We start from the raw sequence: 23126 nt of genomic DNA on the forward strand, positions 1-23126 counted from the left end.
GAAGATACGCCGGGAAGATTCACGAAAAAGCGATTCACGCCGCGTTCTCTCCTGACTGGTACTGCAAAATCCGTGCACAACCTTCCGGATCTGGTGCGCGCAAAACGAGCAGACAGAGTCAGCGACCAGTTCGCAGAGAAGATTATGCTCGCGGTCACTGCCGTCAACGAGTGCCAGTACTGCACTCGCTACCACACCGACCTCGCTCAGGAGACGGGCGTCGATCAAGCGACCATCGACCGAATCCTCGAAAACGACGTCGACGGGGCTGTCGACGACGAGGAACGGACCGCGCTCCTGTTCGCACAGGCGTACGCCGAGGCCGACGAGGATCCGAATCCGGACGCAGTCGCCGAGCTACGCGAAACCTACGGACCCGAGACGGCCGCCGACGTGCTGGCGTTCGTTCGCGCGATCTACTTCGGCAATCTGCTCGGAAACTCCTACGACGCGCTCAAATTCGGCATCCGACGACGGACGCGTCGCGCTCGTCGCTGTCTCCGCCGCGGGGCCGAGAGCGCACAGCGAGCGGTCGAGCGCCTGCGAGAGCGCTGTCCGGTCTGAATCGCAGGGGCACCTGCTCCGGATGGCCTCACGCCGCTGCACCACTTCCGACCGACGACCCCACGAGCAGAAGTACCAGCGCCACGAGCCCGACGCCGAGCACGCTCTGTGTCGAATTCGTCCCGACGGCGAGTAGGGCGACGGCAGCGACGAGGACGACTCCGCCGACGCTGACCGCGAGCGCACGGCCGCGATCGACGAGCACAGCGAGTCCGGCGAGGACGAAGGCGACGCCGGCGACTCCCCCGGCGACGACGACGTTCAGGACCGCGCCGCGAGCGAGCAGCGCGATGCCGGGCGCGCCCGCGGTCGGCACGAAGAAGCCGCCCAGGACGAGGACGCCGCCGACAACGGCGACGGAGAGGCCAGCGAGGCGTGCGAGGAGATCTGCCGGAGACATACCGTCGGACACAGCGCGCAGCGAAAAGTGCGTTCGGGTTCAGCGGGACCGTCCGGTCGGCCCGCTGGGGCGGCGCGGACTCACCGACTGAACAGCGACGCGTGAACGGGCGCGAAGTCGCCGCCGGTGTTGGGTTCGGCTTCGACGGTGTCGTGGACGGAGCGCCCGTTGACGCCCTCCGCGAGGAAATCGCGGAGCGGTGGCCCGACCTTCTCGGGTTCGACGAGGAACGCGTCGTGGCCGTGGTCGGAGTCGATGACGTGGTGCGACACCGGCACGCCCGTCTCGCGGAACGCCTCGGCGACGGTCTCCGATTGCTCGGTGGTGAAGTGCCAATCGCCCGTGAACGAGAGCAACAGCGCCTCGCCCTCGAAGGCGGCAAGCGCGCGCGAGTCGTTCTCGTAGCCCTCCGAGAGGTCGTAGTCGTCCATCGCCCGCGTGAGATACAGATAGGAGTTGGCGTCGAAGCGGTCGACGAACTTCTCGGCCTGGTAGTCGAGGTAGGACTCCACGTCGCGGTAGGGGAAGAACGCCGCGGCGGGGTCGGCGGGGAAGGAGTCCCGGCGCGCGTCGCGGCCGGCGGCGCGCCGCCCGAACTTCTGCTCCATCGACGACTTCGAGAGGTACATCACGTGGCCGATCTGGCGGGCGAGCGCGAGGCCGTCGGTCGGCTGTTCGTCGTTTCCGTAGTAGTCGCCGCCGTTCCAGTGCGGATCGGTCGTGATCGCCCGGCGCGCGATGGCGTCGAGCGCGAGACACTGCGCGTCGAGGCGTGCCGCTGCGGCGACGGAAACGACGTACCGGGCGTCGTCGGGGTAGCGCTTCGCCCAGTCGAGGGCGTTCATCCCGCCGACGCTCCCGCCGACGACCGCGTGCAGGCGGCCGACGCCGAGCTCGTCGAGCAGTAGGCGCTGCGAGCGCGTCCAGTCGCCGATCGTGACCGGCGGGAAGTCGGTGCCGTACACCTCGCCCTCGGGATCGGTCGATGCGGGGCCGGAGGTGCCGTAGCACGAGCCGGGGATGTTCGCCGAGACGACGTAGTACTCGTTGGTGTCGATCGCCTTGCCGGGGCCGACGATGTCGTTCCACCACGCGCGAGCCTGGCCCGCGGTCTCGGAGCCGTAGCCGGCGACGTTCTGGCTGCCGGTGAGGGCGTGACAGACGAGCACCGCGTTGTCACCGTCGAACTCGCCGTAGGTCTCGTAGGCGACTTCGAGGTTCTCGATCTCGTCGCCGGAGGCGAAGTCGAACCGCCCGAGGTCGACGGTTCCGCTGTCTGTTTTCATCGTGTTTCCTCCCCCTCGGAGTCCGAGGCCGAAACGCCTTGCGTTGCGGCGCGGATCGCCCGGTCCAGGTCGGCGATGACGTCGGCGGCGTCTTCGATGCCGACCGAGAGGCGGACCATCTCGGGGCTGAGCCCCGCCGCGCGCTGTTCTTCCTCACTCAACTGTGCGTGCGTCGTCGAGGCGGGGTGAATCACGAGCGTCTTCGCGTCACCGATGTTCGCGAGGAACGACGCGAGGTCGACCTCCTCGCAGGTCCGCTTGGCCGCCTCGAAGCCACCTTCGAGGCCGAAGGTGACCATTCCGCCGTACTCGAACTCGCTGTCGCCGTTCTCCTCGGAGCCCAGATACCGGGTCGCGTTCTCGTGGGTCGGGTGTTCCTCGAACCCCGGATACGACACCCACGCGACGTCCGCGTGTTCGCGGAGGAAGGTCGCGACCTCGCGGGCGTTCTCACAGTGGCGCTGCATTCGCAGCGGGAGCGTCTCCAGCCCCTGGATCGTCTGCCAGGCGTCGAAGGGCGACTGCTGATTCCCGAGCGTCCGGAGCGCCCGCTGGCGGGTGGCGTTGGCGAACGCGGCCTCACCGTAGCGCTCGACGAAGTCGATTCCGAACGCCGGATTGGGTCCAGAAAGCTCGTCGTAATCGGCGTGTTCCCACGGGAAGGTGCCGCCGTCGACGAGGACGCCGCCGACGGTCGTCCCCGAGCCGTGGAGCCACTTCGTCGTCGACTCCCAGACGATGTCCGCGCCGTGTTCGAGCGGCCGACAGAGATACGGCGTCGCGAAGGTGTTGTCGACGACGAGCGGCGCGGCCGCTTCGTGGGCAATGTCTGCGAGGCGCTCGAAGTCGGGCGTCTTCAGCGAGGGGTTCGCGATGGTCTCGACGTGGACGAACGCGGTATCCTCGTCGATCCGGTCTGCGAAGGCGTCGTAGTCGAGGGTGTCCACGACCCGGATGTCGACGCCGCGGCGCGTCGCCATCTTCGTCAGATAGGTCGCCGTCCCGCCGTACATATCCGCGCTCGCGACGACGTTGTCGCCGGCGTTGGCGAGCATACTGGTGATCGAATCGAGCGCAGCCATTCCCGAAGCGGTCGCGACCGCGGCGACACCGCCTTCGAGGGCAGCGAGTCGCTCTTCGAGGATCCGCGTCGTCGGATTCGAGATCCGCGAGTAGACGTCGCCGTCGACCGAAAGCGCGTAGAGGTCGGCGGCGTGGTCGGCGTCCTCGAAGGCGTAGGAGGTCGTCTGATAGAGCGGCGGTGCGCGAGCGCCCGTCGCCTCGTCCGACTCCTGACCGGCGTGTAGACTCCGGGTGTGGAACCCATCGACCATACTATGTGTAGTATGCATATTCCCACACAAACTTATAACCAGCGGTTACGGGACACGGGTCCCAGTTGTGGGGCCGGTGCGACGAAGCACCTAACTCGGGGCCGTCCGATCCGTCGATACGATGAGCGACGAGGCGTCGTCGGAGGAGGCCAGCGGCGACAGTGCGGGAGAGGCGTTCGAGCCGGCGTACGCCGATCCGGACAATCCGCACCTTCGCGATCCGGACACGGACTTCGCGCCGGTCGAGGAACTGACCCGCGAGGAGGCACAGGCGCAGGCGGCTTTGCTGCGGGAGGCGATCCGCGAGCACGACCACCGCTACTACGTCGAGGCCGACCCACTCATCTCCGATCGCGCGTACGACGAGTTGTTCGCCCGGTTGCAGAGCCTCGAGGCCGAGTTCGACCTCGAACGCGAGACCAGTCCGACCCGCCGCGTCGGCGGCGAACCGTTGGAGGAACTCGAAACCGTCGCGCACGCCGCGCCGATGCTCTCGATCGAGCAGTCGACGGCGGCCGAGGAGGTCCGCGAGTTCGATCGCCGCGTCCGCGACGCCGTCGGCGACGTCGACTACGTCTGTGAACCCAAGTTCGACGGCCTCTCGGTCGAAGTCGTCTACGAGGACGGCGAGTATGTCCGCGCGGCGACGCGGGGCGACGGTCGGCGCGGCGACGACGTCACTCGGCAGGTGCGGACGATCCGATCGATCCCGCTCGAACTCGGCGGCGACGTGCCGGAGTTCCTCGCCGTTCGCGGCGAGGTGTTTATGCCGCGAGACGCGTTCCGCGAGCACAACCGCGAGCGCGTCGAGCGCGGCGACGACCCGTTCGCGAATCCCCGGAACGCCGCCGCCGGGACGCTCCGGCAACTCGACCCCGCGGTCGTCGCCGATCGGCCGCTCGATTGCTTCTTCTACGACGTGTTGGACGCGAGCGAGGTTCCGGACAGCCAGCGGGAGACGTTCGACGCCCTCCGTGAGTGGGGCTTCCACGTGAACGACCGCGTCGAGGCCGTCCCCTCGATCGACGAGGCGATCGACTACCGCGACGCCCTGCTCGACGCCCGCGAGGACCTGAACTACGAGATCGACGGCACCGTGATCAAGGTCGACGACCGCGAGGCCCGGGAAGCCTTGGGGGCGACGAGCCGAGCCGTCCGATGGGCCTTCGCCTACAAATTCCCGCCGCGCGCGGAGGTGACACACGTCACCGACATCGTCGTCCAGGTGGGCCGCACCGGTCGGCTCACGCCTGTTGCCCTTCTCGATCCAGTCGACGTCGGCGGCGTCACCGTCTCGCGCGCGTCACTCCACAACCCTGAGGAGATCGAACGCCTCGGCGTCGACGTCGGCGACGAGGTGCGCGTCCGCCGCGCGGGCGACGTCATCCCGGAAGTCGCAGAGGTGATCGAGAAGCGCGCTGCGGGCACCTACGACTTCCCCGAAACGTGCCCGGTCTGCGACAGCCCCGTCGAGCGCGACGGCCCGCTGGCGTTCTGTACCGGCGGTCTCACCTGCGACGCTCAGCTCGTGCGGACGATCGTCCACTACGGGAGCCGACAGGCGATCGACATCGACGGCCTCGGCGAGGAGCGCGTCGAACAGCTCGTCGATACAGGCGTGCTGTCGACGCTACCGGACCTCTATCGGCTCTCCGTCGACGACATCGCCGATCTGGAGGGCTGGGGCGAAACGAGCGCGCAGAACCTCGTCGACGCCGTCGCGGCGACGACGTCGCCGCCGCTCTCTGACTTTCTCGTCGCGCTCGGGATCCCCGAGGTCGGCGAGAGTACGGCGCGAAACCTCGCCGCGACGTTCGGCGACCTCGACGCCGTGATGGACGCCTCCGAGGCGGACCTGCGAGCGGTCGACGATGTCGGTTCGACCGTCGCAGCGCGCATCCACGACTTCTTCGCGAACGAGCAGAACCGCGCGGTCGTCACGGAACTGCGCGAACTGGGCGTCGAGCCCGAATCCGTCGAGTCGACAGGCGGCGACGAACTCGACGGGCTGACGTTCGTGTTCACGGGCTCGCTCTCGGTGACGCGCGCCGACGCTCAAGAGGTTGTCGAGCGTCACGGCGGCACGGCCACCGGGAGCGTCTCCGGGAATACGGATTACCTCGTCGTCGGCGAGAACCCGGGCCAGACGAAGCGCGACGACGCCGCGGACAACGACGTGCCGACGCTCGGCGAAGACGAATTCGCGGCGCTCCTCGAAGAGCACGGGATCGAGTATCCGCCGGAAACTGAGTGACCGGCCAATCTGGCTCGGCGTGACCGAGCAGCGGTCCTCAGAGGTCCTCGCGCTCGAACGCCCAGTAGCCGACGGCGGCCGGCACGGCGATCCACGCGAGCAAGAGCAGAAAGAGGAACCAATCTGTGAAGTAGAACGGCATCGACTCCTGCAGGGTCGATCCGAGGACCGCTCGCTCCCCGAGCGTGGTGCTGAGAAGCCGCGCTCGCGCCGGCTCGTAGTACAGCCCGGCCGCGAGCGTCTCGTAGACCTTCAGCGGGTTCACGTACTTCAGGAACACGCCAAGCTTGACGCGGGTGAGCTCTCCGACGCTCATCCCGACCTGCTCTGCAGTGTAGTTCAGGAGCTTCGGGATCCCCTCCGCGATCGATCCCCAGAGGACGGCGAAGACGAAGTACAGCCCCATCGTCGCGAGCGTCGCCTCGCGGTTCGAATCCGCGAGCGCGGAGAGACTCAGTCCGATCGAGACGAAGGCGACGCCGAGAATCGCCGTGAGAGCGACCTGCGGCGCGAACGCGCCGAGCTGCAGTCGCGTCCCGGTCGCGACGAGGGCTACGAACGTCGCGAGGAACCCGACGAGCAGCGCGGCCACGATGACTGTCGACCGGCCGAGAAGCTTCCCGACGACGACGTCGAGACGCGAGTTCGGCAGCGACAGCAGGAGCTTGATCGATCCTGTCTCGCGTTCCTCGGTGATCGAGCCGTACGACGTCGAGAGCGCGATGAAGCCGAGCACGAGCGCGAGTAGCGCCGGGAACGAGAAGCTGAACACGCCGAGGTTCGCGAAGAACCCGAAGAGGTTCGATACCTGTCGGTTCGCCGGCGGGAGCAGGACACCGAAGAACAGTGCGCTGGCTCCGCCGAGGAACAGCGCGAAAAACAGCGTCGAGCCGTGGAGCCACCGCGAGCGGATCGCGTCGCGGAACTCCTTGCGGGCGACGGCCTGCCAGCTCATTGTCGCACCTCCACGTCGTCGGCGGCCGACTCGGGCGATCCACTGTCAGTCGTCTCGACGGCGTCGGCCTCGGCAACGCCTCCACCCTCGGTGTACGCGAGGAACAGGTCTTCGAGGGACGCCTCCTCGGTCGTGAAGTCGGTGACGGCGACGCCGCGGTCTTCTAGCTCTGTGACGACTCGGGTCTTTGCGTCGCTGTCGCAGGCGACCCGAAGTGAACCGTCGCCGTCGCGGTCGACGCTCTGGACTCCGTCGAGGTTGCCGACGGCAGCCAGCACCTCGTCGCCGACCGGGTCGCCGACGGAGACAGAGAGCGTGGCGTCGGCGTCGGTCGCCTCCCGGAGGCCGTCGATGGAGTCGACGGCGACGAGTTCGCCGTCGCGGAGGATCCCGACCCGGTCACAGACGGCCTCGACCTGTTCGAGGATGTGGCTGGAGAAGAAGACGGTCGTGCCTCGGTCGGCCTCCTCGAGTACGATCTCGCGCATCTCCTTCGCGCCGGCCGGGTCGAGCCCCGAGGACGGTTCGTCGAGGACCAGGAGGTCGGGGTCGCCGACGAGCGCCATCGCGAGCGCGAGGCGCTGGCGCATCCCCTTCGAGTACCCTCCGGCCTGTCTGTCCGCGGCGTCGGCGAGCCCGACGCGCTCTAATACGGCGTCGGGGTCGTCGTCGACCTCCTTGGAGTCGATCGCGAATTCGACGTGGGCACGGCCGGTCAGCCGATCGTAGACGTCGAATCCCTCCGGGAGGACGCCGGTTCGCTCGCGGACGGCGACGCTCTCCGCACGGGCGTCGTGACCGAGTACGGTCACAGCCCCCGTGGTGGGGCGGACGAAATCGAGGAGGACGTTGATCGTCGTCGACTTCCCCGCGCCGTTCGGGCCGAGAAAGCCGAACACCTCCCCCTCTTCGACAGTCAACGAGAGGTCCGAGACGGCGGTGACGTCCTCGAACCGCTTTGTCAACCCGTCGAGTTCGATGGCGGCCATAGGCGAGGGTTGTCAGGTCCGTGCATAAAGCGTTTGGTGGCAGAATCAGCTCTGAGATTCGTTCAGGACGAGGCTCGCCGTGTCTGCGTCGCGTTCTCTTCGGATGGACTACACTTCGTCGTCGGGCTCGTGCTGTTCACGCATCCGTTCGACTTCCGCAGCGTAGCGCTCTCGGACTTCGTCGTCGACCGGTTCGAGGTCGTCACGGTCGACGTCCACGGCGGCCGTCGTCCCGACCCCGCGCTGTCGCATAATCGTCGTCGACACCTGCTTTCGACGGAGCTGTGACCCGTCCGGCGTCGCGTACACCATATCGACGAGTCCGCGGTCGGTGTACGTCCGTTCGACGAGCCAGCAGCGAACCGTGTTGTCGTCGGTGGAATCGTCGCCGTCGTCCATACTCCGAGGATCGGCGAGGAGCGGTTTGTAGCTACCGCCTCGGTGGCTCGACGGCTGCGCGGTCAACTTTCTTACTGTCGTTCGGCGTATCTCCCACTATGCCCTCCACACGACCCGCCGCCGTTTATCGGTGGCTCACCGCACAGCGACAGCTCACGATATTCACGGCGATCGCGATCGCGCTCCCCACGGCCTACGCGTTCCAGTCGCGCGTCGGAACGGATGCAGGCGGCTTCCTGCTCTTGCTGCTCCTCGGTGTCGGCGTGCCGACGGCGTACGACGAGTACTGGCCGCCCTACGATCGGGCGTGGCAGGCGGTCCTCTGGACCGTCCTCGTGGGAGCGGTGGCAGCAGCAGAGTTCACGGCGTTCTATCTCATCGGGACGGACATTCTGGAGCTTGCTCCCCGTTCGAGCACCGCCGGCGCGTTCCTCCTCACGAGTCTCCAAAACCTCGCGTTCCTCACTGTCCGCCGCCGAGCAGCGCAACCGTAACTGTCTCAGGTCACATCGCCACCCGCGGATCACGTCACTCTCAAGCCTATTCGCCCGCTACATCGACTCGATGGAGCGCAGCGAACTTCGCGACCGCGCCGCGGAGTTACCGACCGACCCCGGCGTCTATCAGTTTCTCGACGGCGAGGACGTCCTCTACGTCGGCAAGGCCGTCGACGTCCGAGATCGCGTCCGCTCGTACGCCGATCCGCGCGGCGAGCGCATCCGGCAGATGGTCGAGCGCGCTCGGTCTATCGACGTCGCCGTAACCGACACCGAGACGCAGGCGCTGCTTCTCGAAGCGAATCTGATAAAGCGGCATCAGCCGCGGTACAACGTCCGGTTGAAGGACGACAAGTCCTATCCATTGGTCCAGCTCACCGACCATCCAATCTCACGGATCGCGGTCACGAGAGATCCCGACCCCGGTGCGACCGTCTTCGGCCCGTTCACCGACAAGGGCCGAGTCGAGACCGTGGTGAAAGCGCTCAGAGAGACCTACGGCCTCCGTGGCTGCTCGGATCACAAGTACGCGAACCGCGACCGCCCGTGTCTGGACTACGAGATGGGCCTGTGTAGCGCGCCCTGTACCGACGAGATCGACGCCGACGCCTACCGGGAGGACGTCGCGTCGGTGGTCCGCTTCTTCGAGGGCGAAACCGGCGTCCTTGCCGACCCGCTCCGGCGTGCGATGGAGAACGCGGCGGAGGCCGAACAGTTCGAGCGCGCGGCGAACCTCCGCGACCGACTCGATGCGGTCGAATCGTTCCACGGCGCGGGCGAGGAGGCCGTCTCAGCGCAGTCCGACGAACGAGCGGTCGACGTTCTCGGTGTATCGGTCGAAGGGGACACCGCAACCGTCGCGCGACTCCACAGCGAACGCGGCCAGCTAGTCGACCGCTCGCGGCACCGTCTCGACGCGCCCGAGGGCGGCGAGCGGTCCGCCGCCGTCCTCACGGCGTTCCTCACGCAGTACTACGCCGAGCGCGACTTCCCCGATGCGATCCTCTGTTCGGAGCGTCCGGACGACGACGACGTGACGGCGTGGCTCAACGCCGAGGGCGTCGAGGTCCGCGTGCCTGGCGCGGGACGCGAGGCGAAGCTCGTCGACCTCGCGCTCAAGAACGCCCGGAGCGGGCCGGACCACGGCGACGAACTCGGGCCCCTCGCGAACGCGCTGGGGCTGTCGACCGTCGACCGGATCGAGGGGTTCGACGTGAGCCACGCCGGCGGAAAAGCCGTCGTCGGCAGCGACGTCTGTTTCGTCGACGGCTCCGCCGAGAAATCCGACTACCGGCGGAAGCGACTCCCCGACGGCAACGACGACTACGCGAGTATGCGCGCACTCGTCCGCTGGCGGGCCGAACGGGCGATCGAGGGACGAGACGATCGACCCGATCCCGACCTTCTGTTGATCGACGGTGGCGACGGCCAACTCGGGGCCGCGCAGGCCGCACTCTCCGAGACCGGCTGGGACGTGCCAGTCGTCGCGCTCGCGAAGGAAGACGAACTCGTCGTCACCCCTGATCGGGTTTACGACTGGGCGGACGACGACCCCGCGTTGCACGTCCTCCAGCGCGTCCGCGACGAGGCGCACCGCTTCGCGGTCCAGTACCACCAGACGCTCCGCGACGACGTCCGGACGGTGCTCGAAGACGTCCCGGGTGTCGGCGCCGAGACGCGGCGGGCGCTCCTCAGGCGGTTCGGGAGCGTCGAGAACGTCCGCGCGGCGTCGACTGCAGATCTGATCGACGTCCCGGGCGTCGGCGAGAAGACGGCGCAGTCGATACGCGAACGGCTGTGATGCGCCTTTGGGGTCCTGCGACCGCGCGAATATGGCCTGTTGGGGCGAACAGTCGACACACGTCCCTGCTCCCGCGCCGACGTGCCGAGCGACCGCTACCCGGCGCGGGACCTCGTTTAGGTCACGCCGGGCCTGGTCCCGGAATCGGATATAAACGCTCGGTCGGTGACCGACCGCGCCTCCGCTCTGCAATGCAGTTCGCAGTGTAGTTTGGTACCACTAGGCAGAATCCTTAATAGTCCTTCCTGCACCAGGTCGAGGTATGGACGACATCTTCGTCGCACGGGTAATGTCCTCGCCAGTACACACTGTCTCGCCGGACACGCTCGTCGAGGAGGCCGCACAGAAGATGCTGGACGCAGAGATCGGCTCGGTCGTCGTCGTCGACGACGGCCAACTCGTCGGGATCTTGACCAACACCGACTTCGTGAAGATCGTCGCCGAGCGGAAGCCGAAGGACCAGACGCCCGTCTCCGCGTACATGTCCGACGCCGACGTCACGACGACGGCGCAGGTCCCGATCGCCGACGTCGCCGACTCGATGATCGAACACGGCATCCACCACGTGCCCGTCGTCGACGCCGACGACGCGGTCATCGGGATGGTCACGACGACCGACCTGGCGTCGTACATCTCGCATCTCGAAGCCGCGAAGGCGTAGCCGGGCCGAACGACTGTCGCGCCGACGAAAAGACGTATTAGCGTCACTTTCGAAGCGCGTGGCGTGACTGGTCCCTCCCTCTCACGCCGTTCCCTCCTCCGCGGTGGCGCCGCCGCGGGCCTCGCCGCGCTCGCTGGCTGCGGCGCCGTGGCCGCCGCGGGGCCGTGGGCCGTCCCCGTGCCCGACGGGGTCTCACACCAGGACGTCGCCGTCGTGCGCCCGCCACACCGGGATGTCGCGATCGAGCACCTCCGCGACCTCCTCGAGCGTGCCGAACCGATCGTCGAACGCGCGCGCTCGGCTGGCGTCTTCGAGGGCGAACGGTTCCTCGGCTACGAAGGAAGCGTCGCGTCCGCGCGAGAGTTCCTCGACGGCTCGCACGCGGCCTCGTTCGATACGATCAGTGAAGCCCGGTACCACGTCCGGTACGTCGCCGAGACGTTCGGCGTTGCCGCCGCCGGCCTCGACGACGTGTCTATCGAGCTATCCGGTGCGGCACAGACTGGCCCGGCCGCGGGCATCGAAGACCTGCGCGGGACGCTCAGTTACGAGAGCGACGGGCCCGCGGAGACGATGGTCTGGATCGACCTCGTGGAGTCGTGGCTCCACGCGGCGGTGATCGCCGGCAAGAACGCCGAAGTCGACCGCGACGAACTCGCAGAGAAGCCCGAACGCGTCCGCAAGAAGGCGCTGGCTCGGGCCGTCCGAAACCACGAGCGCTCCGTCCGGTTTCTGAGCGACGCCCGCCAGTTCTATCGGACGTTCCGTGCTCGGCAGTCCGCTCCCGCGTCGATCGGACTCACGGCGGCCCGCGAGGCGTACCGCGAGCGTGCACAGGAGTCGTCGCACGACAACGAGTGGTACCACGAGCGTCACACCGACGAGGAGACGCCGCGCGACACCGCGTGGAACCGCCTCCTGACGCTCCATCCGGGTGAAAACAGCCTCGACGACGCCGAGTGGGCGCGTCGAGACGGGCTCTCCGGGCTCGAAACGGTCCAACTCGCGGAAGCGGCCGTCGAATTCCAGGGCTTTTCGACCGGCCGTGACGCCGTCGAGCGGTTGCGCGGTCGCCAGTCGGTCCCGAAGCGACTGCTATTTGACGCGAAACGGCGGGCCGTCGACGGCGCGTATCGGATTGCCGCCGCAGGCGACCCCTTCGAGAAATGGCTCCTGCGTCGGGCAGCGATGTACCTCTCGAAGGGGGACCGATTCCTCACCGACGGCGAGATCCTCGACAACTATCCGCGAGCGCACGCGCTGGCCTGCTACGGGGTTGCGGTCGGCGTCGTGGACGCGATTCCGTCGGTCGCGAGCGTCGTGACGGACTGAGGCCCGTTCGAGCGGCGAAAAAACCAGGTGCAGGGAAGGTTCCGGCTGCTCCGTTCGGGTCTACGCGATCTTCTCGTACTGCTCTGAGAGCTTCTCTGCGGCGTCGTCCATCAGGTCCGCCTCGTAGTCGTCGAGGTCCCACTCGACGACCTCCTCGACGCCGTCGGAGCCGAGTTTGACGGGGACGCCGAAGGCGGTGTCTTCGTAGCCGAATTCGCCGTCGAGCGCGATCGACCCCGGGAGGACCTCGCCGGTGTCGCGGAGGATGGCCTCGACCATGTGTGCGACGCCGGTCGCGGGCCCCCACTGGGTCGCGCCCTTCCGTTCGATAACGTCCATCGCGGACTCCTGAAGGTCGCCGAGGATCTCCTCGCGCTCGTCGGCGGAGAACTCGGGGTCCGTGCCGTCGACGCGGACCTTCGAGAAGACGGGGACCTGCGCGTCGCCGTGTTCGCCGAGGATCGTCGCCTCGACGTTCTTCACGGGCACGTCGAAGCGCTGGCTGAGCACGTAGCGGAAGCGCGCGGAGTCGAGGCGGCCGCCGAAGCCGATCACCTTGTGGCGGTCGCGGTCGCCGGACTCGTAGAGGTGGCGGTTCAGCAGGTCGACGGGATTCGAGGTCGTCACGGACACGAAGTCGTCGTTGTGCTCGGCGAGCGAGGAGCCGATATCGGCCATAATCGGCGCGTTGTCGCCCGCGAGGTCGATTCGCGTCTGTCCGGGCTGGCGGGGGATCCCGGCGGTGATGACGACGACGTCCGAACCGGCGGTGTCTTCGTAGGTGCCCTGTACGACTTCGGTGTTCGAGTCGTAGGCGATCCCGTGGTTCGTGTCCGCGGCCTGTCCGATCGTCTCGTCTTCCTTGTCGGGGATGTCGACGAAGACGAGTTCGTCTACGACGTCACGAAGCGCGAGGTTGTACCCGGCGGCGGCACCGACCGTACCGGCGGCACCGACTACACTGACTTTCGTCATATCAGCCGAAACAGGGTTCGGAATTCGATTAAACGCTTCGGCTTCGCGGGTCGTCGGATCGCAGTGAAACAGGTGGACGGAACGGAACTCAATTACAGTTCGGACAGGCCTTGATCTCCGCGCCGACGCCGCGGGAGATCCATTCTAGTTTGGTGCCGCAGTCCGAACAGTACCCCGAACACTCTTTCAGTTCGTCGTGCCCTTTGCCACACGCACAGCTCATTCCGGGTGCGTCTTGCATAGATGAAATACTCGACTCGGAGATGAAATAGCCCCGTCAGACGTCGAGTTTTGACCGACCGTGAGCGATCTTCGTCGAGTGAAAACGGACACCCGTACTCGGCAGAACGCGACGGGACTCCCGAGAGGGAACCGACCGGGAGTACGTCTCGCGAGTGAAATATCCGATTTCACGAGCGCGACGGGATTCGAACCACGGTCGCTCCTTGCAGTCGCTCCCTGATTCGAATCCCTTACGATACGGTTCGACACGCCTCGCTATTCTCGGCGGTCACAACGAGCGCGACGGGACTCCCGAGAGGGAACCGATCGGGAGTACGTCGCGCGAGTGAAATCTCTGATTTCACGAGCGCGACGGGATTCGAACCCGCGACCATCGGATTAGAAGTCCGACGCTCTGTCCAACTGAGCTACGCGCCCTCGTGGGTAGGCACTCGGTGGGCAGTAAAAAGGGATGTGGCTTTCGTCGCCGGCGCGCCCGCGCGAGCGGAACTCGTAAGGTCGGGTGCCGTGAATCGACGCGTAATGAAGGTCATCGGTACCGTCGGACTGCCCGGAAGCGGCAAGGGCGAGGCCGCCGCGGTCGCCCGCGAGGCTGACGTTCCGGTCGTCACGATGGGCGACGTCATCCGTGAGGCCTGCCGCGAGCGCGGCTTCGACCCCGCAGAACACCACGGCGAGATGGCGCGAACGCTCCGCGAGGAGGACGGCCCCGCGGCGATCGCCGAACGCTCGCTGCCACTGATCGAAGCCGAACTGGAAACCCACGACACCGTCCTCGTCGACGGCCTGCGCTCGGAGGTCGAACTCGACCGCTTCCGCGAGGCGTTCGGCGAGGAGTTCCTGCTCGTGAGCATCGAAGCGCCGTTCGAGACCCGCGCCGAGCGATTGCTCGACCGCGCTCGCGACGACTCCGACATCGACAGAGAGGCGCTCCGCGACCGCGAGGAGCGCGAACTCGGATTCGGGATGGGCGAGGTGATGGACCGCGCCGACGTCGTCGTCGAGAATACCGACACCCTCGACGCGTTCCGCGAGCGCATCCGCGCGATCCTCGACCGCGACCTCGCGAGCGTCGACGACGACGAGTCCGTCCAGGTCGCGTCCGACGTCCTCGACCCGTCGGCATCGGACCCGAAACCTGAAGCGAACGCGGGTGATCACCGATGATCTACCGCGTGAAGGCTCGGATCGTCGCACCGGTCTGCGATACAGAGGTGACCGCCCGCGTCGAAGACGCCGTCCGGAATCTCTTTCCGAACGTCGAGTTCGAGCACGAAACGGGCGAACTCGCCGGTGAGACGCACTCGCTGGAGCGATTCTCCGAACGACTCCACGAACAGGAGATCCTCGACACGGCCCGCCGAGAGTTCTTCAAGCGAGCGGACGAGGACGGCTTCTCCTTCGCGCTGAAGAAGCAGGCGGCGTTCAAAGGCGTCATCAACTTCGCCGTCGGCAACCCCGACGAACTCGGCGACATCCAGGTCCACGTCACCGTACACGAACCCGACGTCGAGGCGTACATCGACCACGTCGCGCCGCCGACCGAGGACGGCCGTCCGGTCGACGTCGACGACCGCGACTGAACTGCGGCCCCAAGTCGTCCGCCCGGACCGAGTCGGCTCCGACGGTCAGACCGGCGCGAGCAGTATCGCCAACGCGGCGGCGATGAAGACGATTTTCAGCGCCGTGTTGACGACGATGACTTTCGAGCCGAAGCGCGGTCCCCAGATCCCGTACTGGAACGGGATCGAGCGCTTGAACGTCGAAACCGCGAAGGAGATGATCCCGCCCAGGAGCATCGTCGCCACCGCGGTCCGCGGCGTGAACGTCGACCCCACCATCGGCGCGATCGTCGCGGCTCCGGTCGTCGTGTCGAACGCGAAGACGCCAACCACCAGCAGCGACGCCGCCGGCAGTCCGAGCAGCGACGTCAGTGGCTCTGCGACGCTCGTGATCGACTGGACGTCTTGCGTTCGCACGAGCAGCGTCACGAGGACGTAGACGACCGCGAGCCGCGGGACGATCCGCCGGATCTTCGGCCAGGTCTTCTCGGCCGCGGTGTGGAGTACGTCGGGGATCGACTCCGACTCGTCGTCGGTGGCGTGGTCCGCCGTCGCCGCACGCCCGCCGTCGCCGACTGCGCTCTCTGCGCCGCCGTCGGTCGTCACCGAGTCGTCCTGTCGATCCACCTCTGTCCCTCCCCGCGGGAGCAACACCGCGCCGGCGAGGACGCCGGCGATCGTAATCCCGAGCGCGATCGCGGCGCGCGAACCGACGTAGAGCAGTCCGACTTCGAGACCGAGAATCGGGATCAACACCGGCGCGTAGAAGGTGAAGATGTGCTGGACGAAGCCGAAGAACGTGTTCATCGTGACCGCGATGAGCGTCTCGGCGTCGTCGAGCCGTCCCGATTCGCGGAAGTCCGCGAGCATTCCGTACCCCGCCGTCGTCGAGGCGGCGGTGGTGACGATCGCAGTTCCGACCTCGTCTGGGAGGTTCGCGGGTCGCGTGAGGTACTTCGAGAACGTGGCGATCTTCTCGACGAGGCCGAAGCCGACGGCGACGTTGGCCAGAAAGACGCCGCCGGCGATGAAGACCGCGATGCGGGCGACTCTCGGCGCTACCTCGACGAGCACGGGCCAGACGGTGTCGACGGCCGCTCCCGGTTGCACGTCTCACCCTCGGAACCCGGCGGACTAATCGGCGTCGGTTCACGGAGACGGGATGGCGGAGCAGCGCCGGCCTCGATCACAGGAGCAGTTGCACGGTCGCAAAGAGGACCACTACCCCGAGGACGTCACAGGTGTTGGTCACGATCGGGATCACGACGTCGTCGGGATCCAGCCGGAAGCGGTAGGCCACGTAGGTTACGGCGACCGTCACCGCGATCGCGAGAATCGCCAGCGCGATGCCTGATGCGAGCGAGATTGCGACGACAGTCTGGGGTGCCAACTGCGCGCCGCTCACGAGCGCTGTGAGCCCCCACGCGCCGACGCCGACGACCGGGAAGATCGAGACCGCGAGCGCGAACGTCGCGAGCGCGTTGCCGGCGAGGTTCTCGTCGCGAGGGTCGAACGAAAGCGTCCCGAGGTGGAACGCCGTCGAGAGCCGAGCGGCGAGGATGCTTCCGAGGTTCCCGGCCGTCCCGATCGTCACGGGAACGAGCGCGAGCAGTGTCGGATACTGGAGCAACTGGGTCTCGAAGCGGCCGAGCACGAGGCCGCTCCCGACCTCGACGAGCGTCAGGACGAGCAGGATCGGCAGCATCGCCCGCGTGATCGCCCGAACGGTCCACTCGGTAGACACTTAGATCACCTCTGCGAGCGCGAGGACGATCCTGACCGCCGCGAGCAGGAAGAACACGCCGAAGACGTCGCCGGTCGTCGTCACGAGCGGTCCGACGAGCGTGTCGGGGTCGCGGCCGCGTCGGTAGCCGGCGAACACCGCGGTGACCACGACCGCAGAGAGCGCGACGCCGGAGAGCAGCCCCGCGAGCAGCGCGATCGCGACCAGTACGGGGAGCGGCGCGACCGAGCTTCCGAGCAGCGAGAGAATCGTGAAGACGGCGACGGCGGCGAACGCCGACGCCAGGAGACCGTTCGCGAGCGCGGCCGCCACCGCCGACTTGAGTCGTTCGTCGCCGCCGCGGACCCGCGGTTCGACGAGCCCCTGGTGGAGCGCGGTCGAGATCCGCGCCCCGAGCGAGCCGTAGACGTTGCCACGGGTCGCAAGTAGTGCAGGCACGAGCACGAGGAGTCCCGAGACGTCGCGCAGTTCCGCGCGCATCCCGCTGAGTACGACGCCGGCGATGAGGCCGCCGACGAGGCTCGCGGCGAGCGCCGGGAGCGCCTCGCGGTAAGCCTCGCGTGCGGCGTCCCGGACGGTCATACGGGAGTCGAGAACGCGGGGGGTAAAAAATCGGGCGTGTCCTGGATGCGGACGCCGCCACAGACGCTACGTTCGAGTCGAAGTTAGCCGAACGGTCCGAGACCGCCGCCACCGCCGCCGCCGAGGCCGCCCATTCCGCCGCCTCCGCCCTGATTCTGGAGCTTCTTCATCATCCGCTGCATATCGCCGTCGCCCATCCCCTGGAACTGCTGGATGGTCTGCTCCATCATCTTGTGCTGTTCGAGGAGTTCCTGGACCGTTTCCTCGTCCTTCCCGGAGCCGCGGGCGATCCGGCGGACGCGGGAGGCACCGATCGAACGCGGATTCTCCAGTTCGTTCTCGGTCATCGAGTCCATAATGACGTCGAACGAGTGCATCCGGTCCTGGGTGACGTCCATCGCGTCGTCGGGGAGTTGATCCTTGAAACCGCCGCCGAGGCCCGGGATCATATCGAGGACCTGATCGAGCGGGCCCATCCGGTTCATCGCCTCCATCTGCTTTTGCATATCCTTGAGGGTGAACGAGCCCTCCATGATGTCCTCGGGGTCCCAGTCGTCGTCTTCCTCCTGGGTCTCGGCCATCGCGCGCTCGACGCGCTCGGAGAGCTGTTTCAGGTCGCCCATCCCGAGCAGCCGGGAGATGAAGCCGTTGGGCTCGAAGCGCTCGATGTCTTGGACGGTCTCGCCCGTCCCGAGGAAGGCGATCGAGGAGCCGGTTTCGTTGACGGCCGTCAGCGCGCCGCCACCCTTCGCCGTCCCGTCGAGCTTGGTGACGACGACGCCGCCGATGCCGATGGCGTCGTCGAACTCGCGGGCCTGCTCTTTCGCGCCCTGCCCGATCGCAGCGTCCAGCACCAGGAGCGAGCGGTCCGGTTCGACGACGTCTTCGATCTCCTCGATCTCGGCGATGAGGTCGTCCTCGAGCGCGTGTCGCCCGGCGGTGTCGACGATGTGAACGTCGGCGTCTTCCGTCGCTTCGAGGCCCTCGCGGGCGATCTTGACGGGGTCGGACTCGTCGGGGTCGCCGTAGAACGACACCTCGGCGCGCTCGCACATCTGCTTGGCCTGGTCGTACGCGCCGGGGCGGAAGGTGTCCGTCTGGATGACGGCGGGACGGAGTCCCTTCTTCGAGAACCACCACGCCATCTTCGCGGCGCTCGTGGTCTTCCCCGACCCCTGGAGGCCAGCGAGGAGAATCGTCTGCGACTCCAGCGGTAGCTCGGTGGATTCGCCGACGAGGTCGACGAGTTCCTCGTAGACGATCTTGAGGACGTGATCCCGCGCGGAGGTGCCGGCGGGCGGTTCTTCTTCTGTCGCGCGTTCTTCGATGGACGAGGAGAGGTCCATCACGAGGCTGACGTCGACGTCTGCAGAGAGCAGCGAGCGCTGGATCTCCTTGACGATCTCCTCGACGTCCTCCTCGTCGAGGCGGGATTTCCCCTGCAGCTTATCCAGACTGCTGCGGAGGGAACTCCCGAGATTGTCGAGTACCATTACCACCTCCTACGCCGCCACGCGGGTAAAGGCTTTTTCTGCGCCGCGGACGACGCTGCGGTGATGGCGGTCCTTCCCGACCTCTCGACGTATCTCGCGTTCTGTGCGGCGGCAGTCGCGCTCATTCTCACGCCGGGACCGGACACGATGTACGTCCTCACGCGGGGGATCCAGAGCCGCGACGCCGGCGTGCGCTCCGCGCTCGGGATCGCGACGGGCGTGCTCTTTCACACCGCGGCGGCGTCGCTCGGCCTCGCCGCCCTCCTCCGCGCCGCGCCCGCGGCCTATCAGGTCGTGAAGTACGTCGGCGCGGCGTATCTGCTCTACCTCGGCGTGCAGGCGATCCGCAACGACGAGTTCGGGTCTTCGATGGGGTCCGACTCGGGGACGGAACCGGACGGAGACGCAGCGGCCGCAACCGCAGCCGGAAGTTTCCGCCGGGGTGTCCTCGTCAACGCGCTCAATCCGAAAGTCGCGCTGTTCTTTCTCGCCTTTCTCCCCGGATTCGCCGGGTCGGGGCCGGACGCCGCGCCGCGGATGCTCCTCCTCGGAGCGACGTACGCCGCCTTGACGGCGGTGTACCTCGGCGGTATCGGCGTCGCGTCCGGGCGGGTCGGGCGGGCGCTGTCCTCGTCGGCGACGACCTCCCGGCTGAGTTGGCTCGGCGGCGGTGCGATGATCTCGCTCGGACTGGCGCTGGCGGTCGAATAACTCTCCCGAGCGCGTCCCTGACCCGTTCGCACGGTGTTCGTCCCACGACGGCACACACTCCGATGAGGAGGGCCTCAGAAATATCATATACATTTATTATATTTCCGAACGTACTAGAGGTACGTATGACAGAATCGATCAGACTCAATAGAATCGGCACGGTCTTCTCCGGGCTCTCGTTCCCCGTGTCGCCGTCGCGCGTGACCAGCGAGTGCGGCGACCTGACAGTCCGACTGGCCGAGGGCTCGGTCACCGTGGGCGAGGTGATCCAGCAGTCTGACAGCTACCGCTTCACCTCGAGCGACGACCTCGAACTGGAGTTTCTGAACCTCCTGCCCAGATCGGCGGTCGGCGAGCCGTTCCAGTCCGACGGCGACGCGTAGGCGGCGGAGTTATCGAAAATCGAAAAGCGGCTACGGCTATCGAAGAACGGCTACGATTCCTCGCCCACCAGACGTTCGACCATCCGCTCGGGGTCGAATCGCTCGATGTCGTCGTAGCCCTGTCCGACGCCGAGGAACAGGATCGGCTTGCCCGTGACGTACGCGATGGAGATGGCCGCGCCGCCGTTGGAGTCGGCGTCGGCCTTCGTGAGGATCGCGCCGTCGATCTCGGCGGCGTCGTTGAACGTCTTCGCGCGCTCGACGGCATCTTGGCCCGCGACCGCCTCGTCGACGAACAGCGTCATATCGGGGTCGACGACGCGGTCGATCTTCTCCAGTTGGGACATCAGGTCGTTCGAGGTGTGGAGCCGACCTGCGGTGTCGCCGAGGACGACGTCGATGTCGTGTGCCTCGGCGTACTCGACGGCGTCGTAGAGCACGGCGGCGGGGTCGCCACCCTGCTCGTGGGCGATGAGTTTCGTGTCGAGGTTGTCCGCGTGCTTTTGGATCTGCTCGTTCGCGCCGGCGCGGTAGGTGTCGCCGTTCGCGAGGACGACCGAGAGCCCGCGGTTCTCGAAGTAGCGGGCCAACTTCGCGATGCTCGTCGTCTTCCCGACGCCGTTGACGCCGGTGAAGACGATCGTGACCGGCTTCTCCGCCGACTCGACGCGCGCGTCGAAGTCGAACTGCCCCACGCTGATGACTTCGTAGAGCGCGTCGTGGAGCGCGGTCTCGACGAGTTCGCCCGTGGTCTCGACCTGCGCGCGCGTCTCCCCGATCATCTTCTCGCGGACGGTGTCGAGGATCTCCTCGGCGACGTTCATCTCGACGTCGCTTTCGAGAAGCGCCATTTCGAGTTCCCAGAGGGGATCTTCGAGGTCTTCTTCCTCGATGATCACTTTCCCCGTGGCGAACGCTGCGGCGCGCTTGAGCCGACCGGGACCGGAGTCGTCCTCCTCGTCTTCGTCCTGCAGCGCGGCTGCGGCCTCCTCGGAGGCGAGCGAGGCGGGCTGTTCGTCCGCACCGTCTGCCTCGGTCGCTACGGTCTCACCACCGGTTTCTGCTGCGGCTTCATCGCCGGTTGCCGCTGTCGTCTCGGCCGCCGCGTGGTCTCTCTCAGCGGTCGCAGTTTCCGCGCTCTCGTCGCCGGGTTCGGCCGTTTCCGCGGTGACGGTGTCTGGTTCGGTGACCTCGCCACCCTCCGGTGTCGTTTCGGTCCCCTCCTCGGCGGATGCCGCCGTTTCGACTCCGCCGGCGGCGTCCTCGGTGTCCGCCGCCTCGGCCTCGGATTCGTCGAGTTCGGCCGCTGATTCCTCTGCTTTCTCTTCGGCCGTCTCCTCGACGTCTTCGCGGAAACTGTTGAGCTTCTTTTTCAGTCCGTCGAACATAGTTGTCTGCCGCTGTTACGTGGTCGTCTACTGCCTGGGTGCTGCTTCTACGGCGGCGCACCCGTAAATCGAGTCTGCGGTTGCGTTATTCGTCGTCGCCTTCCTGCATCTGCTGCATCTGCTGCATCTGCTGTTGCTGCATCTGCTGTTGCATCTGCTGGGCCTGCTGTTCGAGCTCGGAGCTCTCGTCTTCGAGTTCGTCGACGTCCTCGCGGACCTCGTCGATGCGGTCGTCGAGAGCGTCCTGCTTCGTCTGCAGCGCGCTGACGGCGTCGTCTGCGGGCTGTTCGGCCGCGAAGTCGCCGCCGAGGTCGACGATGACTTCGTCGATGTTCTGGATCTCCGCGCGGAGGTACGCGCCGCCGCCGAGGGGGACCTGCACGGTCGATCCCGTCTCGAGCGTCTCGATCGCTTCGATCGCTTCGTCGATCTCCGTCTGCTCGGACTGGAGGTCGTCGATCTCGGATTCCAGCGTCTCGATTTCCTCGTCGATCGCCTGCAGTTCCTGGGAGAGCTGCTGGAGTTGCTGCTGACCGCCGCCGCCCATCATGCTGCGGCCTCCGTTGCGATTTCGTCGATCTCGATCTGAGTCCGCTTCAGACCGTGCTGACTCCCGACGTTCGCGTAGACGCGCTCGCGAGCGACGTTCTCGTTCGGAGCCTCGACGACTGTGTTGAACTCGCTGAATCCGTCGCGGCTCTGGAACCGGCCGCTCACTGCGAACTTACTCATACCGTTCGATTCCCGAGCGAGCGGGAAGTATCTTCCTACTCGGGCTCCCGAAAACGGGCGCGAGTCACGCCGTGAGAGCGGCTCTCAGAAACGCCGTTCGGAGCAAAAGTCGGAGGCGGCGATCGTACTGGACGCTCCTCTGCAGACGGTGATACCGACGGGGAGAACGCGAGGTTACTCGAGGTAGCCGAGGGCGTCCTCGATCCGGCTCAGTTCCGGGCCGGTGGTGTCCTCGCCGGCGACGTAGCTCGTCTCGTTGGCGACGAGCCCGGAGCCGACGAGCGGTGCGCCGTAGTTGACGGTCCCGATGTCCGCGCGAACGTCGAGGTGCGCTTCGAGCGCTTCGAGTTCGGGCTCGCGGGATTTCGGGTGACACAGCGCGCCCTCGTTGGTCGCGACGGCGGCCGTCCCGACGGTCTGGACGTCCGCGAGGTCGCCGCGCTCGGCGGGGACGCCGAGCGCGGATTCGACGGCGTCGACGGCCTCCTCGGTGAGGTCGGGGTGGACGTACGCCCCGTAGTCGTTCGCGAGAACGACGTTCCCGGCGGCGTTGATGTGGCCGGGAAGTTCTGTGACGGGGACGCCCGCGGTGGATTCGATGGCCTCCTTCTCGCGCTCGGTCGCCTGGCTCGTCACCAGGATCCCGTTCTCGTTGCCGGTCGCGAGCGCGCCGACGGTTCCGGAGCCGCCGACGGTCGTCGTCACGGCCGGAACGTCGAGTTCGTCGGCCATCGCGTCGACGACGTCGTCTTCGGCGTCCGAGCGAACGATGAGTACGTCGTCCGTCGCACGGGCGAACACGCCGACGTAGGGCGACCCGGCGAAGGAGGCGCGGAGCACG

General features: G+C 67.0%; 26 protein-coding genes and 1 tRNA gene. 10 read left to right on the forward strand and 17 right to left on the reverse strand.

What is annotated here, in order from left to right; genetic code table 11:
• Positions 1-93: 93 nt before the first annotated feature.
• A complete protein-coding gene (locus tag NO347_RS05100) occupies positions 94-564 on the forward strand; it encodes a carboxymuconolactone decarboxylase family protein (RefSeq protein ID WP_256288577.1) in 471 nt (156 codons plus the stop codon).
• Between the two features lie 28 nt (positions 565-592).
• Here the strand turns inward: NO347_RS05100 and NO347_RS05105 are convergent, their stop codons facing one another.
• The 3 genes from NO347_RS05105 to NO347_RS05115 all read right to left on the reverse strand — a co-directional run bounded on the left by NO347_RS05105 (position 593) and on the right by NO347_RS05115 (position 3584).
• On the reverse strand, positions 593-964 hold the full coding sequence (locus tag NO347_RS05105) for a hypothetical protein (protein ID WP_256288578.1): 372 nt from the start codon (positions 962-964) through the stop codon (positions 593-595).
• Positions 965-1044: 80 nt separating this feature from the next.
• Positions 1045-2250: a homoserine O-acetyltransferase MetX gene (gene metX / locus NO347_RS05110; protein WP_121568734.1), complete on the reverse strand. Its 1206-nt coding sequence runs from the start codon at positions 2248-2250 to the stop codon at positions 1045-1047.
• Positions 2247-3584, reverse strand: coding sequence for an O-acetylhomoserine aminocarboxypropyltransferase/cysteine synthase family protein (locus NO347_RS05115; protein ID WP_256288579.1), 1338 nt, complete (start codon positions 3582-3584; stop codon positions 2247-2249). The genes metX and NO347_RS05115 overlap by 4 nt, the downstream gene beginning before the upstream one ends.
• A 121-nt stretch (positions 3585-3705) precedes the next feature.
• On the opposite strand from NO347_RS05115, the gene ligA reads away from it, so the two are divergent.
• Positions 3706-5838, forward strand: a complete 2133-nt coding sequence (gene ligA, locus NO347_RS05120; protein ID WP_256288580.1) for an NAD-dependent DNA ligase LigA — start codon at positions 3706-3708, stop codon at positions 5836-5838.
• A gap of 37 nt (positions 5839-5875) precedes the next feature.
• On the opposite strand, the gene NO347_RS05125 is transcribed toward ligA, so the two are convergent.
• From NO347_RS05125 to NO347_RS05135, 3 genes are all read right to left on the reverse strand, one after another.
• Positions 5876-6793, reverse strand: coding sequence for an ABC transporter permease (locus tag NO347_RS05125; RefSeq protein ID WP_256288581.1), 918 nt, complete (start codon positions 6791-6793; stop codon positions 5876-5878).
• A complete protein-coding gene (locus NO347_RS05130; RefSeq protein ID WP_256288582.1) occupies positions 6790-7782 on the reverse strand; it encodes an ABC transporter ATP-binding protein in 993 nt (330 codons plus the stop codon). Before NO347_RS05130 ends, NO347_RS05125 begins: the two co-directional genes overlap by 4 nt.
• A 108-nt stretch (positions 7783-7890) precedes the next feature.
• A complete protein-coding gene (locus tag NO347_RS05135) occupies positions 7891-8181 on the reverse strand; it encodes a DUF7967 family protein (RefSeq protein ID WP_256288583.1) in 291 nt (96 codons plus the stop codon).
• Between the two features lie 98 nt (positions 8182-8279).
• Between NO347_RS05135 and NO347_RS05140 the strand changes: the two genes are divergently transcribed.
• The 4 genes from NO347_RS05140 to NO347_RS05155 all read left to right on the forward strand — a co-directional run bounded on the left by NO347_RS05140 (position 8280) and on the right by NO347_RS05155 (position 12472).
• Positions 8280-8675, forward strand: a complete 396-nt coding sequence (locus tag NO347_RS05140) for a hypothetical protein (protein ID WP_256288584.1) — start codon at positions 8280-8282, stop codon at positions 8673-8675.
• Positions 8676-8745: 70 nt separating this feature from the next.
• Positions 8746-10479 carry an excinuclease ABC subunit C gene (locus NO347_RS05145; protein WP_256288585.1) on the forward strand — a complete coding sequence of 578 codons (1734 nt, stop codon included), beginning with the start codon at positions 8746-8748 and terminating at the stop codon, positions 10477-10479.
• Positions 10480-10741: 262 nt separating this feature from the next.
• Positions 10742-11140, forward strand: a complete 399-nt coding sequence (locus NO347_RS05150; protein ID WP_121568726.1) for a CBS domain-containing protein — start codon at positions 10742-10744, stop codon at positions 11138-11140.
• A 63-nt stretch (positions 11141-11203) separates the two neighbouring features.
• Complete coding sequence (locus NO347_RS05155) at positions 11204-12472, forward strand: hypothetical protein (RefSeq protein ID WP_256288586.1); 1269 nt, start codon at positions 11204-11206, stop codon at positions 12470-12472.
• Positions 12473-12532: 60 nt separating this feature from the next.
• Here NO347_RS05155 and mdh read toward each other — a convergent pair whose 3' ends face one another.
• The 3 genes from mdh to NO347_RS05170 all read right to left on the reverse strand — a co-directional run bounded on the left by mdh (position 12533) and on the right by NO347_RS05170 (position 14107).
• Complete coding sequence (mdh, locus tag NO347_RS05160; protein WP_256288587.1) at positions 12533-13447, reverse strand: malate dehydrogenase; 915 nt, start codon at positions 13445-13447, stop codon at positions 12533-12535.
• 88 nt (positions 13448-13535) lie between these two features.
• Entirely contained in the window at positions 13536-13688 is a 153-nt protein-coding gene (locus NO347_RS05165) for a hypothetical protein (RefSeq protein ID WP_256288588.1), read from the reverse strand.
• A gap of 345 nt (positions 13689-14033) precedes the next feature.
• A tRNA-Arg gene (locus NO347_RS05170) sits at positions 14034-14107 on the reverse strand.
• Positions 14108-14212: 105 nt separating this feature from the next.
• On the opposite strand from NO347_RS05170, the gene NO347_RS05175 reads away from it, so the two are divergent.
• Positions 14213-14857: an AAA family ATPase gene (locus NO347_RS05175; protein WP_256288589.1), complete on the forward strand. Its 645-nt coding sequence runs from the start codon at positions 14213-14215 to the stop codon at positions 14855-14857.
• A complete protein-coding gene (locus NO347_RS05180; protein WP_256288590.1) occupies positions 14854-15273 on the forward strand; it encodes an RNA-binding domain-containing protein in 420 nt (139 codons plus the stop codon). The genes NO347_RS05175 and NO347_RS05180 overlap by 4 nt, the downstream gene beginning before the upstream one ends.
• A gap of 45 nt (positions 15274-15318) precedes the next feature.
• On the opposite strand, the gene NO347_RS05185 is transcribed toward NO347_RS05180, so the two are convergent.
• The 4 genes from NO347_RS05185 to NO347_RS05200 all read right to left on the reverse strand — a co-directional run bounded on the left by NO347_RS05185 (position 15319) and on the right by NO347_RS05200 (position 19071).
• Positions 15319-16362, reverse strand: coding sequence for a nucleoside recognition protein (locus NO347_RS05185; protein WP_256288591.1), 1044 nt, complete (start codon positions 16360-16362; stop codon positions 15319-15321).
• A 76-nt stretch (positions 16363-16438) separates the two neighbouring features.
• Positions 16439-16996 carry a magnesium transporter gene (locus NO347_RS05190; protein ID WP_256288592.1) on the reverse strand — a complete coding sequence of 186 codons (558 nt, stop codon included), beginning with the start codon at positions 16994-16996 and terminating at the stop codon, positions 16439-16441.
• The gene (locus NO347_RS05195; RefSeq protein WP_256288593.1) at positions 16997-17578 is read right to left on the reverse strand and encodes a magnesium transporter; all 582 of its coding nucleotides are present in this window, start codon (positions 17576-17578) and stop codon (positions 16997-16999) included.
• An 83-nt stretch (positions 17579-17661) separates the two neighbouring features.
• Positions 17662-19071 (reverse strand): signal recognition particle protein Srp54, encoded by a 1410-nt coding sequence (locus tag NO347_RS05200; protein WP_256288594.1) that lies wholly within the window; start codon positions 19069-19071, stop codon positions 17662-17664.
• Between the two features lie 63 nt (positions 19072-19134).
• On the opposite strand from NO347_RS05200, the gene NO347_RS05205 reads away from it, so the two are divergent.
• The gene (locus tag NO347_RS05205) at positions 19135-19782 is read left to right on the forward strand and encodes a LysE family translocator (RefSeq protein WP_256288595.1); all 648 of its coding nucleotides are present in this window, start codon (positions 19135-19137) and stop codon (positions 19780-19782) included.
• 125 nt (positions 19783-19907) lie between these two features.
• Entirely contained in the window at positions 19908-20165 is a 258-nt protein-coding gene (locus tag NO347_RS05210) for a DUF5789 family protein (RefSeq protein ID WP_256288596.1), read from the forward strand.
• A 50-nt stretch (positions 20166-20215) separates the two neighbouring features.
• On the opposite strand, the gene ftsY is transcribed toward NO347_RS05210, so the two are convergent.
• The 4 genes from ftsY to NO347_RS05230 form a co-directional block, all read right to left on the reverse strand.
• Positions 20216-21553, reverse strand: a complete 1338-nt coding sequence (gene ftsY / locus NO347_RS05215; protein WP_256288597.1) for a signal recognition particle-docking protein FtsY — start codon at positions 21551-21553, stop codon at positions 20216-20218.
• Positions 21554-21638: 85 nt separating this feature from the next.
• Positions 21639-22103, reverse strand: a complete 465-nt coding sequence (gene pfdA, locus NO347_RS05220) for a prefoldin subunit alpha (RefSeq protein ID WP_256288598.1) — start codon at positions 22101-22103, stop codon at positions 21639-21641.
• Positions 22100-22285: a 50S ribosomal protein L18Ae gene (gene rpl18a, locus NO347_RS05225; RefSeq protein WP_256288599.1), complete on the reverse strand. Its 186-nt coding sequence runs from the start codon at positions 22283-22285 to the stop codon at positions 22100-22102. The genes pfdA and rpl18a overlap by 4 nt, the downstream gene beginning before the upstream one ends.
• 174 nt (positions 22286-22459) lie before the next feature.
• Positions 22460-23125, reverse strand: coding sequence for a translation initiation factor IF-6 (locus NO347_RS05230; protein WP_256288600.1), 666 nt, complete (start codon positions 23123-23125; stop codon positions 22460-22462).
• Between the last annotated feature and the right edge of the window lies 1 nt (position 23126).

Origin of the sequence: Halobellus inordinatus (assembly GCF_024464655.1) — an archaeon.
In the GTDB taxonomy this organism is placed as follows: domain Archaea; phylum Halobacteriota; class Halobacteria; order Halobacteriales; family Haloferacaceae; genus Haloquadratum; species Haloquadratum inordinatus.

Bases quoted from the DNA above. Each gene is read 5' to 3' on its own strand.
- rpl18a (WP_256288599.1), bottom strand. From the start codon at position 22,285: ATGAGTAAGTTCGCAGTGAGCGGCCGGTTCCAGAGCCGCGACGGATTC.
- NO347_RS05140 (WP_256288584.1), top strand. From the start codon at position 8,280: ATGCCCTCCACACGACCCGCCGCCGTTTATCGGTGGCTCACCGCACAG.
- mdh (WP_256288587.1), bottom strand. From the start codon at position 13,447: ATGACGAAAGTCAGTGTAGTCGGTGCCGCCGGTACGGTCGGTGCCGCC.
- NO347_RS05125 (WP_256288581.1), bottom strand. From the start codon at position 6,793: ATGAGCTGGCAGGCCGTCGCCCGCAAGGAGTTCCGCGACGCGATCCGC.
- ftsY (WP_256288597.1), bottom strand. From the start codon at position 21,553: ATGTTCGACGGACTGAAAAAGAAGCTCAACAGTTTCCGCGAAGACGTC.
- ligA (WP_256288580.1), top strand. From the start codon at position 3,706: ATGAGCGACGAGGCGTCGTCGGAGGAGGCCAGCGGCGACAGTGCGGGA.
- NO347_RS05210 (WP_256288596.1), top strand. From the start codon at position 19,908: ATGACAGAATCGATCAGACTCAATAGAATCGGCACGGTCTTCTCCGGG.
- NO347_RS05195 (WP_256288593.1), bottom strand. From the start codon at position 17,578: ATGACCGTCCGGGACGCCGCACGCGAGGCTTACCGCGAGGCGCTCCCG.
- NO347_RS05145 (WP_256288585.1), top strand. From the start codon at position 8,746: ATGGAGCGCAGCGAACTTCGCGACCGCGCCGCGGAGTTACCGACCGAC.
- NO347_RS05105 (WP_256288578.1), bottom strand. From the start codon at position 964: ATGTCTCCGGCAGATCTCCTCGCACGCCTCGCTGGCCTCTCCGTCGCC.
- NO347_RS05175 (WP_256288589.1), top strand. From the start codon at position 14,213: ATGAAGGTCATCGGTACCGTCGGACTGCCCGGAAGCGGCAAGGGCGAG.
- pfdA (WP_256288598.1), bottom strand. From the start codon at position 22,103: ATGATGGGCGGCGGCGGTCAGCAGCAACTCCAGCAGCTCTCCCAGGAA.
- NO347_RS05180 (WP_256288590.1), top strand. From the start codon at position 14,854: ATGATCTACCGCGTGAAGGCTCGGATCGTCGCACCGGTCTGCGATACA.
- NO347_RS05150 (WP_121568726.1), top strand. From the start codon at position 10,742: ATGGACGACATCTTCGTCGCACGGGTAATGTCCTCGCCAGTACACACT.
- NO347_RS05200 (WP_256288594.1), bottom strand. From the start codon at position 19,071: ATGGTACTCGACAATCTCGGGAGTTCCCTCCGCAGCAGTCTGGATAAG.
- NO347_RS05130 (WP_256288582.1), bottom strand. From the start codon at position 7,782: ATGGCCGCCATCGAACTCGACGGGTTGACAAAGCGGTTCGAGGACGTC.
- NO347_RS05135 (WP_256288583.1), bottom strand. From the start codon at position 8,181: ATGGACGACGGCGACGATTCCACCGACGACAACACGGTTCGCTGCTGG.
- NO347_RS05165 (WP_256288588.1), bottom strand. From the start codon at position 13,688: ATGCAAGACGCACCCGGAATGAGCTGTGCGTGTGGCAAAGGGCACGAC.
- NO347_RS05205 (WP_256288595.1), top strand. From the start codon at position 19,135: ATGGCGGTCCTTCCCGACCTCTCGACGTATCTCGCGTTCTGTGCGGCG.
- NO347_RS05115 (WP_256288579.1), bottom strand. From the start codon at position 3,584: ATGGTCGATGGGTTCCACACCCGGAGTCTACACGCCGGTCAGGAGTCG.
- metX (WP_121568734.1), bottom strand. From the start codon at position 2,250: ATGAAAACAGACAGCGGAACCGTCGACCTCGGGCGGTTCGACTTCGCC.